At 54.5% G+C, this 16,612-nt stretch carries 12 protein-coding genes; all 12 read left to right on the top strand.

Features of this window, described 5'->3' with window-relative positions; all coding sequences use genetic code 11:
• The first annotated feature begins 111 nt into the window (after positions 1 to 111).
• A complete protein-coding gene (locus tag AC5DDB_RS13430) occupies positions 112 to 1,989 on the top strand; it encodes a glycosyltransferase family 2 protein (protein WP_491740236.1) in 1,878 nt (625 codons plus the stop codon).
• Between the two features lie 51 nt (positions 1,990 to 2,040).
• Positions 2,041 to 2,991 carry a glucose-1-phosphate thymidylyltransferase RfbA gene (gene rfbA, locus AC5DDB_RS13425; RefSeq protein WP_491740235.1) on the top strand — a complete coding sequence of 317 codons (951 nt, stop codon included), beginning with the start codon at positions 2,041 to 2,043 and terminating at the stop codon, positions 2,989 to 2,991.
• A gap of 309 nt (positions 2,992 to 3,300) precedes the next feature.
• Positions 3,301 to 4,287, top strand: a complete 987-nt coding sequence (gene rfbD, locus AC5DDB_RS13420) for a dTDP-4-dehydrorhamnose reductase (RefSeq protein ID WP_491740234.1) — start codon at positions 3,301 to 3,303, stop codon at positions 4,285 to 4,287.
• Positions 4,288 to 4,352: 65 nt separating this feature from the next.
• Positions 4,353 to 5,423: a dTDP-glucose 4,6-dehydratase gene (rfbB, locus tag AC5DDB_RS13415; protein ID WP_491740233.1), complete on the top strand. Its 1,071-nt coding sequence runs from the start codon at positions 4,353 to 4,355 to the stop codon at positions 5,421 to 5,423.
• Between the two features lie 123 nt (positions 5,424 to 5,546).
• Positions 5,547 to 6,134 carry a dTDP-4-dehydrorhamnose 3,5-epimerase gene (gene rfbC / locus AC5DDB_RS13410; RefSeq protein ID WP_491740232.1) on the top strand — a complete coding sequence of 196 codons (588 nt, stop codon included), beginning with the start codon at positions 5,547 to 5,549 and terminating at the stop codon, positions 6,132 to 6,134.
• 204 nt (positions 6,135 to 6,338) lie between these two features.
• Entirely contained in the window at positions 6,339 to 7,820 is a 1,482-nt protein-coding gene (locus AC5DDB_RS13405; protein WP_491740231.1) for a hypothetical protein, read from the top strand.
• A gap of 44 nt (positions 7,821 to 7,864) precedes the next feature.
• Positions 7,865 to 8,818: a glycosyltransferase gene (locus AC5DDB_RS13400; protein WP_491740230.1), complete on the top strand. Its 954-nt coding sequence runs from the start codon at positions 7,865 to 7,867 to the stop codon at positions 8,816 to 8,818.
• 103 nt (positions 8,819 to 8,921) lie between these two features.
• On the top strand, positions 8,922 to 9,641 hold the full coding sequence (locus AC5DDB_RS13395) for a class I SAM-dependent methyltransferase (RefSeq protein WP_491740229.1): 720 nt from the start codon (positions 8,922 to 8,924) through the stop codon (positions 9,639 to 9,641).
• An 85-nt stretch (positions 9,642 to 9,726) separates the two neighbouring features.
• Positions 9,727 to 10,680 carry an ABC transporter permease gene (locus AC5DDB_RS13390; protein WP_491740228.1) on the top strand — a complete coding sequence of 318 codons (954 nt, stop codon included), beginning with the start codon at positions 9,727 to 9,729 and terminating at the stop codon, positions 10,678 to 10,680.
• A gap of 75 nt (positions 10,681 to 10,755) precedes the next feature.
• A complete protein-coding gene (locus AC5DDB_RS13385) occupies positions 10,756 to 13,167 on the top strand; it encodes an ABC transporter ATP-binding protein (RefSeq protein WP_491740227.1) in 2,412 nt (803 codons plus the stop codon).
• A gap of 246 nt (positions 13,168 to 13,413) precedes the next feature.
• Positions 13,414 to 14,292, top strand: a complete 879-nt coding sequence (locus AC5DDB_RS13380) for a hypothetical protein (RefSeq protein ID WP_491740226.1) — start codon at positions 13,414 to 13,416, stop codon at positions 14,290 to 14,292.
• 143 nt (positions 14,293 to 14,435) lie between these two features.
• A complete protein-coding gene (locus tag AC5DDB_RS13375; protein ID WP_491740225.1) occupies positions 14,436 to 16,598 on the top strand; it encodes a terpene cyclase/mutase family protein in 2,163 nt (720 codons plus the stop codon).
• Positions 16,599 to 16,612: the final 14 nt, after the last annotated feature.

The raw sequence follows: 16,612 nt of genomic DNA, 5'->3' as shown, positions 1-16,612 counted from the left end.
GAATCAGGCAGTTCGCGGAAACTTATTGACACATTCCGAAAGTGAGGGCTATACTCCGCGCGGGTCGGTCTAGGATGGGCCGAGAATTTTCGCTTCACGGAGGGCTCACGGATGTGGATGATCCCAACGCTCGCTGGGGATTCCAGCAAACGGGCATCATCCCTCAAACGGATCGGGCAGCGGATGGACGTCCGCGGATTGGCCCGCCGATGCGGTTACGCCTTCGAGAAAGTCACGCATTACTGGCGTGAAGAAGGATTTCGCGCGGTCGCCGGTCGTCTTGTTCGCCGGTTCGAACGTCAAATCCGTCAGGCTTCTCCGGCGAGAAATTATCGTGCGTGGCAGAAAGCCTTCGAGCCAAGTGCCCTCGAACTCCAACGACAAATGATTTGGTCTCAACAGGCGGACGGTCCGTTGCTCTCGTTGTGCACCGACCTTCCGGCTGACCTTCCGGCCAAAAATCTCAAGCGATATCTCGCACTCACCGCAGAGAGTTTGACTCAACAAACATATGGGATTTGGGAGTGGATCGTTGTCACGGATCGGCCCTCCGCTGACATGTCGGAATTGTTGGAGGTGGAATCGCGAATTCGTGTGGTCTCGAAAGACCAAGCCGATTGGTTCACAACTTCGCAGGGTTCGCATGTGGCTCGGTTAAACCTGGGCGATCGGTTGTCACCCTGGGCATTGTTTGCCGTGGCGGACCGACTCGACGAGAACGCATCGATTGACGTTCTCTACGGTGATCACGATATCTGGACACCAACCGGCCGACGTTGCCAACCTCAGATGTTGCCGGAATGGTCACCCGAGAATCTGCTCGAAGCGAATGATCTTGGCAACACCGTTTTCTTCCGTCGCGAATTGCTACGGTCACTTGAAGAGTCCCCTCAATCGACTTGGGATGCCCTGCTGCAGACGGCGGAACACTCTTGTCAGATCGAACACATCCCTCAAGTCCTTTTCCACCGCTGCCCGGAAACCGAAGGGGCGGAGGATGGTGAAACATTACTCCCTAAAACATTCCTGCGTCGCGGTTTGAATTGGCATTGTGAACGACAATTAAATCGCCGGTTGCGACTCACATGGCCGGTGGATACCTCAAAAACCGTCTCGATCGTGATCCCGACGAAGGACCGGTACTCGCTGATCTCGAAATGCTTGGACGGTTTACTCCATCACACTGCGTATCCGTCGCTGGAAATTATTCTTGTCGACAACGGCAGCACCGATGTAGAGGTGCTTGCGTTATATGAATCGTTGAAGCACGACGCCCGGGTGCGGGTCGTCGAGTTCGATCAGCCGTTCAACTATTCCGTCGCTTGCAACATTGGCGCACGTGCGGCGAACGGCGATTACTTGCTGTTCCTGAACAACGATATTGAAGTCATCGATCCCGAATGGCTGACCGAACTTGTCCGCTGGGGCGAACAAGCAGAAATCGGCGTGGTAGGTGCTCGGTTACTGTTTCCGAGTGGGAAAATTCAGCACGCCGGTCTCGCGTTGGGTTTGACCAGTGTCGCCGGTCATCTGTTTGCGAACTTGCCACCCGGGACGCCGAGCCCGCTTGGAAATTCGGAGTCGCTACGCAACGTGACTGCGGTCACTGGTGCTTGTCAGTTATTGCGAACAGAGTTGTTCTGGGACGTCGGCGGAATGGATGAAGAGTTCCGCATGACGTACAGCGATGTCACGTTGTGTCTCAAAATCTGGCAACAGGGCTATCGCAACTTATACACGCCGCATGCGACGCTCGTGCATCATGAGTCCGCAACCCGGCCACTCGGAGACAGCCTGGAAGACTTAGAGTTGTTCGTGGAATTTCTTGTGAATCGGGGAATCGATCGTGACCCGTATTTCCATCCCGCGTTGGAATGTTTGGCCACCACGCCACGTCTTCGCCGGGCGGACGAACAAAACACGAGCGAGCAACTTGCCAGTTGGATCGAACGTTTGCGACCTCGCACGGAATTGAAACGGGCGGCTTGATCAATCGCCATCTCATTACGGAACACCAACCGCCAAGGACGGAGCGGACCCATGCCACAGACAACGCCCTCGAAAACAAGCCCCCGACGCAAAGGCATTATTCTCGCCGGCGGTTCGGGCACGCGGCTGTATCCGATCACACAGGTTATCAGCAAACAGCTGCTGCCGATCTATGACAAACCAATGATCTACTACCCGCTCAGTACGCTGTTGCTGGCGGGCATCGAAGACATTCTTGTCATCAGCACGCCACACGATCTACCGTTGTTCCAGAAGATGCTGGGTGACGGTTCGCAATGGGGCATCAATCTGCAATATGCCGAGCAACCGAAGCCGGAAGGCTTGGCTCAGGCGTTTATCATCGGCGAGGAATTTGTTGGCAACGATCCCACGTGTTTGGTGCTCGGTGATAACATTTTCTACGGCCATCAACTGACCGCGACCTTACGCAACGCCGCTGCGGTTACCGATGGTGCGAGTGTCTTTGCGTATCACGTGCATGATCCCGAACGGTATGGGGTCGTGGTGCTCGACGACAACAAACGAGCCCTCGAAATCGAAGAAAAACCCACGCAACCAAAATCCAATTGGGCTGTCACCGGCCTGTACTTCTACGATAACGACGTCGTCGAGATGGCTAAAAACCTGAAACCGTCTGCACGCGGCGAATTGGAAATCACCGATATCAACCGCATCTACCTTGAACAAAAGCGGTTGTACGTCGAGACACTCGGACGTGGTAGCGCGTGGCTCGACACGGGGACTCATGAGTCGCTGATGGAAGCGTCTCAGTTTGTCGCCGTGCTGGAATCGCGACAGGGGTTGAAGATCGCCTGTCCCGAGGAAATCGCCTGGCGAATGGGGCACATCAACGACGACGATGTCTTGAAGCTCGCCGAACCGATGAAGAAAAACGAGTACGGCCGCTACTTGATCGACATGATTCGCACCGAAGGTTCCGCACGACGGAAACAAATGGAATCGATCGCAGAAGCGGCCTAACGGATTTATGCCAAAGTTGAAGTTCGACAGGGTGTCATTACAGGAAATTGCATCAGTTTAGCGTCGTGGGTGGCATGCCCACGGTTTTACGTGGGCATGATTGGACATTCAAACATCGCTGGCCCATGCCCACCCCAAACGGTGGGCATGCCACTCAAGTATAAAACGCATTGAATGTTACGGTATATTGTCTTTAATACATGCAATTTCCTGCAGTGGCACCCGATCGAACAGCCGAAAATACGCACGGCTCACAGGGTCGTGACACCCAAGTTTTGACACCGCGTCGATGCGGAAACGGAACAGGTTATGAGTTCGAACACGTCGAACAATCGCCCGCGAATCTTGTTGATTGGGGCGAACGGACAAGTCGGTTGGGAGTTGGTGCAAACGCTCTCGACGCTGGGTGAACTGACCGCGACCACGCGTTCCGGGTCTTCGCCGGTGGTGGCGAATTGTCGACCGCTCGACTTGACCGACGCCAACGCGATCCGTGCGTGTGTGGCAGACGTCCAGCCACAACTTATCGTCAATGCGGCCGCTTATACGGCGGTCGATCAAGCCGAGTCCGACATGGAAATGGCGAACTGGATCAACGCGGATTCGGTGGCCATCATCGCGGAATCAGCGAAACAGATTGACGCAGGCGTGGTGCATTACTCGACCGACTACGTATTCAACGGCGACGGCGATCAGCCGTTCCGCGAAGACGCCCCGACTGGTCCACTCGGTGCCTATGGCGCGAGCAAACTTGCCGGTGAGGAAGCGTTACGATCCGTGGGCGTCGATCATCTCATCTTACGGGTGAGTTGGGTCTACGGGGTGCATGGGAAAAACTTCGTCAAAACGATGTTGCGATTGGGACTGGAGCGTCCGGAACTTTCGATCGTCGCCGATCAAATCGGTGCCCCGACTTCCGCCCGTGCAATTGCCGAAGCCACCGCACACATTCTCGCTCAAGCGAAAAGCGATTTCGCTTCGTTCCTGGGCCAAGTTGGTGGGACCTATCACTTTGCCTGTCAGGGGGAAACCAGTTGGCATGAGTTCGCCAGTGAGATCTTCCGTCTGGCGAACGACAGCAACGTGCCGCTTTCCGTTCAGAGTGTGAAACCGATTCCAACGGCGGACTATCCGACTCCCGCGAAGCGACCGTTAAACTCTCGCATGGATTGTTCCAAGCTCCGCGAAACCTTTGGCATCGTTGGGCCGAAATGGCAGGATGCACTCCAAGCGACCTTCGCGAACCTGCGACCGACCCTGCCGACGACGACCAAACCAAATTGCAAAGTTGCCTAGCCGGCACTTCACGAACCAACCAAGTACTGACCTGAATCATCAGCGATCAAACAAGGATGTGAGACATGAAAATTCTCGTGACGGGTGGGGCCGGGTTCATCGGTTCGGCATTGATTCGCCATCTGATTGGTAACACCGAACATGAAGTCGTGAACGTCGATTGTCTGACGTACGCCGGGCACCTTTCCACTCTGGAAATGATCGCTGACGATCCGCGTTACACGTTCGAGCAAGTCAACATTTGCGATGCGGTTCGCATCAACGAGTTGTTCGAGACGCACCGCCCCGATGCGGTGATGCACTTGGCGGCCGAGTCGCATGTCGACCGTTCGATTGACGGTCCGGCGGAATTCATTCAAACCAACATCGTTGGGACCTACAACATGTTGGAAGCGGCCCGCACGTACTGGAACACGTTGCCCGAAGACAAGAAAGCTGCCTTCCGATTCCATCACATTTCGACCGATGAAGTCTATGGCTCACTCGGCGATGACGGGTTCTTCTTGGAAACCACTCCGTACGACCCAAGTTCGCCATACTCGGCAAGTAAAGCCTCTTCGGACCACCTTGTGCGGGCCTGGGAACACACGTTCGGGTTGCCGACAATTGTGACGAACTGCTCGAACAATTACGGCCCGTTCCAATACCCGGAGAAACTGATTCCTGTCATCATCCGCAACGCGATTGCCGGCAAGCCGTTGCCGATTTATGGCACCGGGGAAAACGTGCGGGACTGGCTGTTCGTGGACGATCACGCTCGGGCATTGGTCACGGTCGTCGAGAAAGGCGTCGTCGGCGAAACCTACAACATCGGCGGCCGCAACGAGCGGACGAATCTGCAAGTCGTCGAAGCGATCTGCAACTTGCTCGACGAATTGTTGCCCGCATCGAAGCACGCCCCACACAAAAATCTGATCACCTATGTGACCGACCGTCCCGGACACGATTTCCGTTATGCGATCGATTGCAGCAAGATCGAACGGGAACTTGGCGTCACGCCAAGTGAGACATTTGAAACCGGTCTGCGACGTACGGTGGAGTGGTATCTCGCCAACGATGCTTGGTGTCAACGCGTCACAAACGATCGTTACGAAGGCCAACGGCTCGGCTTGCACGACAAGAAAAAATCTGCGTAACGGTGATACCGAAAGCTGGGATTCGTCCCAACATTCAGACGCCACGGAGTCAAATCAAATGCTGGGTTACGCTTTGCGAACCCGGTTTACAAATTTTCGGTGAGACGGTCACGGAGGACTGGCATGGAGATCAAACCGACGAAACTTGATGGCGTGGTCATCATTGAGCCGAAGGTGTTTGGCGATCAGCGTGGCTTCTTCATGGAAACATGGAACGCCAAGCGATACAGCGAAAGCGGGTTGGATTTCAGTTTTGTGCAGGACAATCTGTCCTACTCGCGACGTGGCATTCTGCGAGGGTTGCACTACCAGAACCCGAACACTCAGGGGAAACTCGTCTCGGTGTTGGAAGGCGAAGTTTATGACGTGGCCGTCGATGTCCGAGCCGGTTCCAAGACGTTCGGGGAGTGGGTCGCGGTAACACTTTCCGCCGAGAACAAACGACAATTCTACGTGCCACCCGGTTTCGCACATGGCTTTTGCGTGACCAGCGAAATGGCGTTGTTCGTTTACAAATGCACGGACTTCTACGATCCGTCCGCCGAGGGCAGCATCCTCTGGAACGATCCCGACTTGGGAATCGATTGGCCCGTCGAAGACCCGCTTCTTTCGGACAAGGACAAAGATGCCCCGCGACTAAAGGATGTGCCGCTCGAACGGCTGAACTTTCGTCTCTCCCCGTCCGCATCCTTGCAACGAAAAGCCGCCTGAAGGGTTCGTTAAAAGCCGTTGAGCTGGAGCATTCCGGCAGATTTTTCCGGGATTGGTCTGGTTGGATGGTAGCGATTGTGACGAAAAGAGAATGTGAGAGACCGAATCGGGACGGCGTTCCGTCCGTAGTTCGGGATCGGCATTCGCAATTCGTTTCCAGTTCGGAAACGCTGTTTCGATGAATAAGACGCTGGAGTGTCACCTGTGATCGATTTCAGTGATTGGACTCTAACACTCGATCGCAAACCGACTCAGTGGTTGCTCATTGGTGAGGGACCGACATTCGCCAACCTGGCGGATCTCGACCCAACCCCGTGGACCACCGTTGGCCTCAACTATGTCTTTCGCCGGACGAAAGTCGATCTCGCGATTGTGCTCGATGCAGAGGCCGTCGACAGTTGCACCGACACGGACCTGAAGAACGTCGGCACATTGTTGATGCCGACGGAGCCATTCGTGCATGGCAAACCAAGTTCCATCACGCTCGACGAACTTGTGAGTGTTGTGCCGGCATTGCAGAAGTTGGCAGACGCCGGTCGTCTCGTGGGTTTCGATCGGTCACGTCTCGAGGCGTGTTCGGGTGGCTACGACAAACACCGACCTGCACTCGACGAACGCGTCGCCTGTGAACTTCTCACGAAACTCGGGGCCGAAGCCGTCGATACGCTCGGGTGCGATGAGACTGCCGATATTCACGACGAGTTTCGACCATTTCGTGAGTCTCGTTCGCTTGTGGTCGATCCGCACTCGCGTCAAAAACAACGCGACCATCGACACAAACACTTGGCCAGCCTCGGCATCGAACAGCGACCTTTGGCGACGCCCTTTCACGTTGTTATCAACGCGGATGAGTCGCAAGAACTCGCGGCGGGAGTGTTGGCCCGAGGGCTACGGGATCACGCCACGATTCCGATTGCTATTTCAGTTCTCAAGAATCCCACTCTGCCTCGCGTACGGAATCCGCAACGTTGGCCACGTGACACGCGAGCCCTTTCGCGATTCCTCATTCCGGAACTTACCGGTCATCAAGGTTTGGCCTTGTTCCTGGAAGCCGACATGCTCGTGCGTGGCGATGTCGCGGAACTCGTGTCACAGGTTTCGAATGATTGCCAAGTTGCCGTGTTGCCACGACAAGAATCGACAGGTTGGGAACCAACGCCTCAAGTCATCAATTGTGAACGGGCCGATTGGCAAATCGAACAGGTGATTCGTGGGTTAGATGACGGAACCTACACATCGGATGAACTCATCAATTCTCTCGCTGTTGTTCGAGACCCTCAAGAAATCGCCGTACAAATCCCGGCGACTTGGCGACCAAGCACGGGGCCACTGACAGGCAAAAGCGTTGTACATCGTTTCCGTGATCCGCTGCATCAGCCATGGAAACACGAGTTCGGAAGTTGCTCAGCCTGGGACACCGCCTTGCGCCGAGCGATTAAAACCGGTGATGTCACCGTCGATGACATCTACGACGCCGTCGACGAGGGATACATCCACGAGACGCTTCTGAATGCCTTCTCCGATGAGCAAATGGACGTGTTCCGAGCACGTCGCCGATTCCCACTGCCTCAACCGCATCCGGGAAATCGGATCATTGTCCTAACGAAGCGGGCTTATGCATTCGCCGGACGGAGTGCACGAAATCCTGTTGGGGCGATGCGACGATTGTTGCACGGTTCTTGGTAGTTCATCACCAATCCAGATTTCAAACGGTTTGAATCAGATCACTCATGGATCAACTTTCCCTGACAGCTCAACAAAGCGTCTCGAACACACCCCGTGTCTGTTTCTGGGGTGACGGGGCGAGCGGTTCATGGTTGATGCGGGCCGAGCAAATTGCGGCGATGCGGCCAGAATGGGATGCCTTCGGCAAACACGATTTTTCGCCATCGCAGCTTGGCGATTACGACGTGCTGTGCATCATCAAACGGTTCGATCTACCGCTCGCTCTCCACGCACACGCGTTGGGCAAGGCGGTTGTCTACGACCCAGTCGATCCGTGGGTTCAGCCCTGTGATGGTTTGGTCAATAACTCGATTTCAAGAGTGTTAGACTATTTTCATCGCTTCTTCGAAGGGTTGCCGGTTGACGGCGTCATCTTTCCGAATCGCAAGATGATGGAAGATCATGGCCATCTCATGCCCAACGCCACCACGATCTATCATCACTATCGACAAAACACCAAGCCCATCAAGATCCGCGAGAAAGCGGAAGTGATTGGCTATGAAGGCCGGGCGGAATATCTCGGGCCTTGGGAACAAATCGTGACAGATGTGGCTGCGAAACTTGGGTTGAAGTTCGTCGTGAACCCAGCTCATCTCGGACTCTGTGATATTGGATTCGCCGCCCGCGGTGGATTGCATGGCTCGATGATGGCGTCGCGGTACAAGTCGAATGTGAAACTCGCCAACCTCATGGGAGCGGGAATTCCTGCGATCGTTCAAAGTGATGAACAATCCTATCGTGAAGTCGACAATGGCTATGTCAAATTCTTCACCGATGAAGCACAACTCGAAGATTGTTTGAGACAGGTCTTGCCCTATGAGCATCGGCAAGAGATTCACCAAAGTTTTCTCGCTGATCGAACGCCCTACTCTCTCGAAGCAATTGCCGCACAATACGAAACATACTTTCAGTCAGTAATGGCCTGGAAGCAAGGGTTTCCTCTGTCGAATGCCGCCTGACGTGAGGATTCTAATTCCGTCTAGGCAGATTTGACGAGATCCGTTATTGGTGCCCCCGAATGGTGGCTCAAAGTTTGACACTTGTTCAATGATCGGTACGACCATGACTGCAATGGTAGAGTTCAATAAATACCGCGCCCACGGAGCTTACCATTGGGAACATCTCAAGACTCATCCCGAATATGGGTTGCGGGTGATGCACTGTTGTGCCACAGCGAAGGCGACTGATGTCGTCCTCGATCTTGGCTGTGGTGACGGTGCGTATATGTACGAGATGTCGAACTATTGTCAGCACGTTGTCGGCGTGGACGGGGATCAAGACGGTGTGAACTGCGCGCGTCAAGAACTCGATCAGCATGGCGTGACAAATTATACACTCGTGCATAGTGTGTTCTCGGATATGCATTCACGAATGCCCGAGGAGTACAAAAAGTTCGACTTGATTTACTCGATGGATTGCATCGAACACCTGCTGGAACCAACCGAACTCTTGAGTGTGATCGATCACTATCTCAAGCCAGATGGTCAATTCATTATCGGGACTCCATTATTCGTGACGGAAGAATTGGTCTCGAAGTACCATGTCAAAGAATACACGCGGAAAGAACTCCATCGCATGATCAAGCCGAAATTCGAGCTTGTGCGTGAACGGTGGTTACCAGCTCGGCATCCGAAAGATCCGAGTAAACTCAAGCCGCGGTTTTATCTGATGGTTTGCCGTCGTCGACCTGAATTAACTGAGAAAAAGTCGAGCATTCTAGACGCGTGGAAGAAACCGCTCCGCGCCATTCGGTCGTCACTTCGACCGTCTGAAAAGTCCTAACGTCAACCGAACTATTTCTCTCCATCCGCTGAGCAATCCCGTCGCGGTGTACAGTCAGCGACTTCAAACCACGAGGACGACACGAATGTCGACGGAATCGATCGCGGGAGTCTGCGAACTCGAACGGACGAGTCCACAAACCGAAGAGAATTGGTCGGATTCCGACAACACAGAGACCGTAGCTCAAGTCGATCCGGCGTCTCTCGCAGAGTACGTGAACGTCTCCGACCGTATCAATGCGTTTGGACTTTCGTTTTGGAAAGAAGCGTTTCTCGAACTTCGCGCGAGTCGGCAGGTCTTCTGGCGACTCGCACGACGTGAAATCGTTTCGCGGTATCGGCAGTCGATGCTAGGGCTAGGCTGGGCGATTCTGACACCGCTCGCCATGGCCGGTGTGTTTATCTATCTCAATTCAGCGAATGTTGTCGCTGTCGGTGACACCGGTTTGCCTTACCCCGTGTTTGTGTTCAGCGGGCTGATTCCGTGGCAAATGTTCGCCGCCTGTTTGACCCGTGGTTCGCAAAGCCTTGTCGCGTCGACACACCTTGTACAACGGCTGCGTTGCTCTCGAGAGGTGCTAGTTCTCGCCGCGATGGCCAGTGCCGTGTTCGACTACATGATCGGTGTGGGGCTCACTGCGATTGTACTCCTTGGCTACGGAGTTATGCCGGCTAGTACCGTGGTGCTACTGCCGCTACTCGTATTCATGCAGTTTCTATTTAGCTTTGGCATTGTGCTGATTCTCTCTGTGATGAATGCCGTCTTGAGAGACATCACAAGCGTGATTCCGCTCGTGATCAATCTATGGGTGTTCATGACACCCGTGTTCTTTCCAACATTCACGGAAGGCAGACGGTTGATACTTAACTGGCTCAACCCGATGTGTGCATTCATCACAGCCTATAGAGACCTGCTATTTCGTGGTTACCTGACAATGCCAGGCCAACTGGCTTTGAGTTGTGGAGTGACAGTCGTCATGCTGCTTGTCGGTTGGCGGTTCTTTCACTGTTTGCTACCGCACGTCGCAGAAAAAGCATAAGCCGACTCATTCACGTGACTAGCGAACATTACAACGGGATTGACATTCAAGCCGTCGGAAAGTGGTATTGAGAACATGGCCGATACTTGGAAGTTAAAAGTCAGCAATGTCTGGAAGCGGTACTGTGGCAACCTACGCCGCGGCTCCTTATACGCATTGACGGACTCGTGTCGCACATTCTTCAATATGGCGAATACAAACCCAAGCTTACGGAATGACGAATTCTGGAGCTTGCGTGATGTCTCTTTCGAGATTGGTCCCGGACGTTGTTTAGCAGTTATTGGTCGAAACGGTGCGGGTAAGAGTACCCTGATGAAGCTGTTGACCGGCGTCATTACTCCCGATCAGGGAGAGATTCGCGCTCGCGGACGATTGATCGCTTTAATGATGTCGGGCGTGGGTTTTCACCCGATGCTCTCAGGTCGCGAGAATGTTTACATCTATGGCAGCTTGCTAGGACTAAGCCGGAGTGAACTCGACCGGCGTTTCGATGAGATTGTTGAGTTCTCGGAAATTGGCGACGCCATCGATATGCCCGTCAAGTACTATAGTAGCGGGATGTATGTCCGGCTGTCTTATAGTATTGCAGCGCAGGCTCAGCCAGATGTTCTGCTAGTCGACGAGGTTCTAGCAGTTGGCGATGTCGCCTTTCGAGAGAAATGTATCCGCCATCTTCAAGGGTTGAAAAAGCAAGGGACAACCCTGGTTCTCGTAAGTCACTCGGCGGGCCAGTTAAGACGTCTTGCGGACGAAGCTCTCTGGCTGCAGAAAGGCCAAGTTCTCGCTCATGGTTCGGCCGATGTGCTCTTGGAACAATATCAGACCGATGCTGAGTCAGAGGCATCGGGTGCGCGAGAAGTGAAAACTCACAACCCCGATGCACTACCAACTGCCGCATCAGTTTGTCGAATCTTCAACCCTGCGAAAATAGAGTCAGAAGATTCCGGTCTCTCTGCCGTGCAGGTGGTCAAAGCGAGTTTGTCCGGGAACGATCTCGAAACGACAAAGACAATCCAGTTGCAGGCGGGTACGCCACAGACGTTGTCGGTTCAGTGCAAGTTTCAAGAAACCGTCGTCAAAGCTACCACGCGCTTGTTGCTAGTTGATTCCAATGGTGCTTGTGTCGATTCCACAGAGTTCTTGTTAGACCCAAATCGATTTGCATCAACAGGTGAAGGCGACGAAGGTTGTCTAACCTGGGACTTTGCCGTGGAATCTCTATCGGGAGATCACGAACTACGGTTGTTGATGACCCGTCCCTTGGCAGATGGTGCGGAACAGATTCTTGTCGACCGTCGATGGTCGATCAATGTGCGAACTGCCGAGGCGCCTGCGAACTCTAGTACCGTTGCTGATAACCAAACAAGTATGACGGACTTCGTAGGTTCTGCGGATCTCAATAGTTCCGTGACCGTGCGATGTCTTGGGAAAATTTCGTGCGATCAGCCGTCTGCAGCGGAGCGACCGGTGTTGGCGTGTCGTCGTTTGACGCTCCACGGTAGTGATGAAACGATTTCCGGGCTCGTTGGGGATGCATCGGGGTTGCGTGTGGTGCGAGGGTTTGCGCCGTCGGCCCGTGTCCCACGGACATTCGTGCGAGTTGGCGAGACCTGCCGCCTAAGTTTGGAACTAGAAACCACGCAAAAGTTAGATCGATGTGAACTTGGTTTTGAGGTTCACGAAACTGGCAAGTCAATTCTAGGCGGAGTGATCGCTAAAGTTGGTGGCGTCGCTAGTCAGGAGGGGCGGTTTCAGGTTGATATCGACTTTGATGCGAACATTACAGCGGCCGACTATGAGTTCAACGTCTGGGCAACAGCTGAGACACTCGATGGCCGGCAAATCGAGATTGAACCCGTCGAGGCGTTGAGGATGCAAGTTGTCGGTGGCGCAAGTACAGGCAACGAAGCATTAGTGACGTTCCCGAAACGGATCGCGATCGAGTCGGGATGTGAAGAGTCTTCGGAGATTCAGCGATTACAACGTGCGAAATCCGAGGCGTCGCCAGAGTACAATGGAACAGAGATCGTTGCCGCTGGCTTTGTCGATGTTACGAATCCACATCATGTTCGACTGCAATCGGGAGACTCTTTGAGGACGGTGTTCTATACAAAGCTGTCGCGTGTGGTTCAAAGCCCCGGGCTGAAACTATCGTTCACAACGCTAGACGGTCGACGTGTTGCAAGTTTGGACACCATCCTAGATCCACGTTTGATTGAGGCCGATGCTAACGAGGGGTTGTTGCGGCGTTATGAGTTTGAGATGGTCCCGTCTTTGAGTGCCGGGATCTATGATGTCAATCTCGCTTTGCAAAGTCGTGAGTCTGACAATCCCCATGTCATCGCGCGGATGCCTAAGTTTGCACGGTGTATAGTCGGTGCGACAAAACGTTCACCTCACATCCGATCCACATCAATCGTCTATAACTTTGTGCAAGAGCCGGCGGTTGAACAGGTGGTAGCCGAAGAGCTACGTAAGTCAGCCTAGATCTTTTTTGGTCTTTTTGTGGATATCGGCGAATTCGGCTCAAGTCCGAGCGGAAACTGCTCTGGACTTAGTTGCGGACTTCTTTAAGATTCGCTTTCCGGTCCGGCAATGGACTAGCATGCTTGATTTCTACGTTTGCATGCTGATCGATTGCTCTACCTGCCGATTCGCCACTTCGAGTTCCCCGCTTCGAAGTGTGCCGATCCGGAATCCCCATTTCTCGGAACGGATACGAGGACCCACGGCATGGCTGCCTATTCATGGTGTCGTCTTTATTGGCGGCTTAAGAATTCATTGTGCTGGCTAGGTTTAGTCATTCTTGGTAGTGCGTCGGGTTGTTTTTCGCATTATCAGTCTGCACCTTATAGCCCTTATGCACCTGCACCGTATCAACCATATAACTCGGTTCCTGCGTATGGATCGCCGACGGTTGCCCCTCCGGCGGGAATGCCCACTCCGGCTTATTCCGCGCCACTGGGAACACCACAAAGTTTCCCAAGTGATGGGTCGTCGACCTTCGGTCCCTCCTTGCCTCCAGAGGATTACACATCGCCGCAGCCTGTGTTGCCGGGCGGTTCCTCGGGGACGGTTCCGGGAAGTTCCGACTTGCCACCGCCATCCAGTGGTGGTTACGACGGCGGCGGAGGGCTGGTGCCGAACTACCCGGACAACAATCCGTTGCCACCGTCCGGTGGAGGCACATTCGAAGGTGGAAACTCGACGCCGTTCTATCCCGAAGGGGCCATGTTCCAACCCGATGGGACGCGTGGTGTCGAGAACGCGGCGGCCTTTCAGGAAACTGCCAGGGCGCCGGGAGTTATCCCGGCCGGCAACACGGACCGCAGCCCGTATGATCGCGACCCAAACGGCTATCGGTGGTTGCGAGGGATCGTCGACTACGATCCACAAGACAAGGTTTGGATCCTGTTCTATAGCCAGGTTCCGCAGCCCAATGATCCGTTTAACGGGCAGATTACATTGGCCGATCATCCCAAGCTGACCGGCTTGCGTGATGAACAGGTTGTTCTAGTCGAAGGCGGGATCGATACGGAAAATCTCGACCCGCGAACGGGCTTTCCCAAGTATCGAATTGCGAAGCTGACGCCACTGACTGCATCGCGTTAGATCGATTGTTGCGGATGTTCCGCCGATGTTGCGTTGATTTCGTCCGCAACCGGGCGGACAAGCTTGTGACGCTAGATCGATGGTTTTAGAATACGGCCCGCCCCACATTTTCTCTCCGAATCACCCCAACTAGGAACACGGAAATGACTTCCGGCTCCCCTGGTCCGAATCGACTCCGCTTTGACGCCGGCATGGTTGGACCGCCTGCACAGAGTGCGACCGCTGCTGCTGCCTCGTTGAAGGAGTGGAATGTCCCACAGGTGGGCGACCGCGACCGTGTCGAAGCGGCCATTGGGCGGACGACATCCTTTCTGCTGAACGAACAGCACAAGGACGGCTTTTGGTGTGCGGAACTCGAGGGGGATACGATCCTCGAATCCGAATATATTCTGTTGCTGACATACCTCGGGCAAGAACGATCCGAGACGGCTCGCAAGTGTGGCGAGTACATCCGCAAGCAGCAACTTCCGACCGGCGGTTGGGCGATGTACCCCGGCGGAAAATTGGAGATCAGCGGATCGGTCAAGGCGTATTTGGCCCTGAAGATTCTCGGATTCGATCCGAACAGTGAAGAAATGATCCGTGCACGCAACGCGATCCGCGAAGCCGGCGGTGCAGAGAAGATCAATAGCTTCACGCGGTATTATTTGGCGATGTTGGGGCTGCTCAAGTATTCACAGTGCCCCGTCGTGCCGCCAGAGTTGATCCTCATCCCGAAATGGATGCCGTTCAACATTTACGAAATGTCGTCGTGGTCACGGACGATCATCATTCCGTTGAGTTTGCTGTGGGCCTACCAACCGGTTCGGCATTTGCCCAAGTCCATGCAGATTCACGAACTGTTCCTCGGTCATCCCGACGATCTCAAGTTGAAGACCGATGCGGCGGGTGTCGTCGATGACTTGAAGAAGTCCACGCGGCTGAATTGGGACCAGATGTTCCTCTGGTTGGATTCCGCAGTCAAAGTGGTCGAGAAGCTGCGAATCAAACCGCTGCGAAAAGTGGCGATCAACCGCGCTGCCGACTGGATGACCAAACGCTTTGCCAAAAGTGACGGTCTCGGTGCGATTTTCCCCCCGATCGTGTGGAGTGTGATCGGATTGAAATGTCTCGGTCATTCGGATGACTCGCCGATGGTGCGAGCCGCGATGGACGAACTCGAAGCGTTGTTCATCGAAGAGAACGACACGATCCGCCTCCAACCGTGTAAGTCGCCGGTGTGGGATACTGCGATCGCCACGATCGCGTTGCGAGATGCCGGTGTGCCACGGAATCATCCGGGGATTCGCAAGTCCGTGGAATGGCTGCTGAGTAAAGAAGTCAAAGACCCTGGTGACTGGTCGGTGCTCAAACCGAACACGCCGCCCGCCGGTTGGTACTTCGAATTCAATAACGAGTTCTACCCCGATACCGACGACACCTCGATGGTGGTGATGGCACTTAGCCGGTGTTTGCCGAGCAGCACCGACGATGGCGAATGGCAAACCCAATTCCTGCTCGGTGATTGGAGTCCGCACGAAGCCGACCGCGATGCCTCCACCGTGATCAGCGGGCGTGGTCATCGTGGTTCGACCCGCGATGTCGAGGACGCCGCCCCAATTTTGAACGCGATTTGGCGGGGCACGAAGTGGATTCTCAGCATGCAGAGCAAGAACGGCGGCTGGGGAGCGTTCGACTCTGACAACGATCGCGAGTTGTTCACCCGCGTGCCATTTGCCGATCACAACGCGATGATCGATCCGAGCACCGCCGACATCACCGCGCGAATTATCGAGATGTTCAGCCATCTCAATGTGCCACTGAGTCACCCGGCTCTCGAACGAGCTGCCGAGTTCGTATGGAACGATCAGGAACCGGACGGTGCATGGTTTGGTCGTTGGGGCGTGAACTACATTTATGGCACTTGGCAAGTTCTCGTGGGGATGACGGCTATTGGTTATTCTCAGCACGACCCTCGAATCCAAGCTGGCGTGCGGTGGCTGAAGAACTGTCAGCAAGCGTCCGGCGGATGGGGCGAGACGGCTGATTCTTACGACGATCCGAAACTCCGCGGCCAAGGTCCGGCGACAGCTTCGCAGACCGCATGGGCTTTGCTAGGTTTGATCGCAGCTGGCGAGCAAGATTCCTCGGAAGTGCGTCGCGGCGTGGAATACCTGCTCAGCACGCAAAAAGACGATGGCACTTGGGATGAACCGTGGTTTACCGGCACTGGGTTCCCGAAAGTCTTCTACCTGCGGTATCACTATTACCGCATCTACTTCCCTCTGATGGCACTTGGGCGTTACAATCGAACGCGAACGAAGTAACGCAGAACGCGATC

The organism is Thalassoroseus sp. (assembly GCF_984380535.1).
Note: the sequence above shows the minus strand (reverse complement) of the source record. Positions and strands in the feature narration are given on the sequence as shown.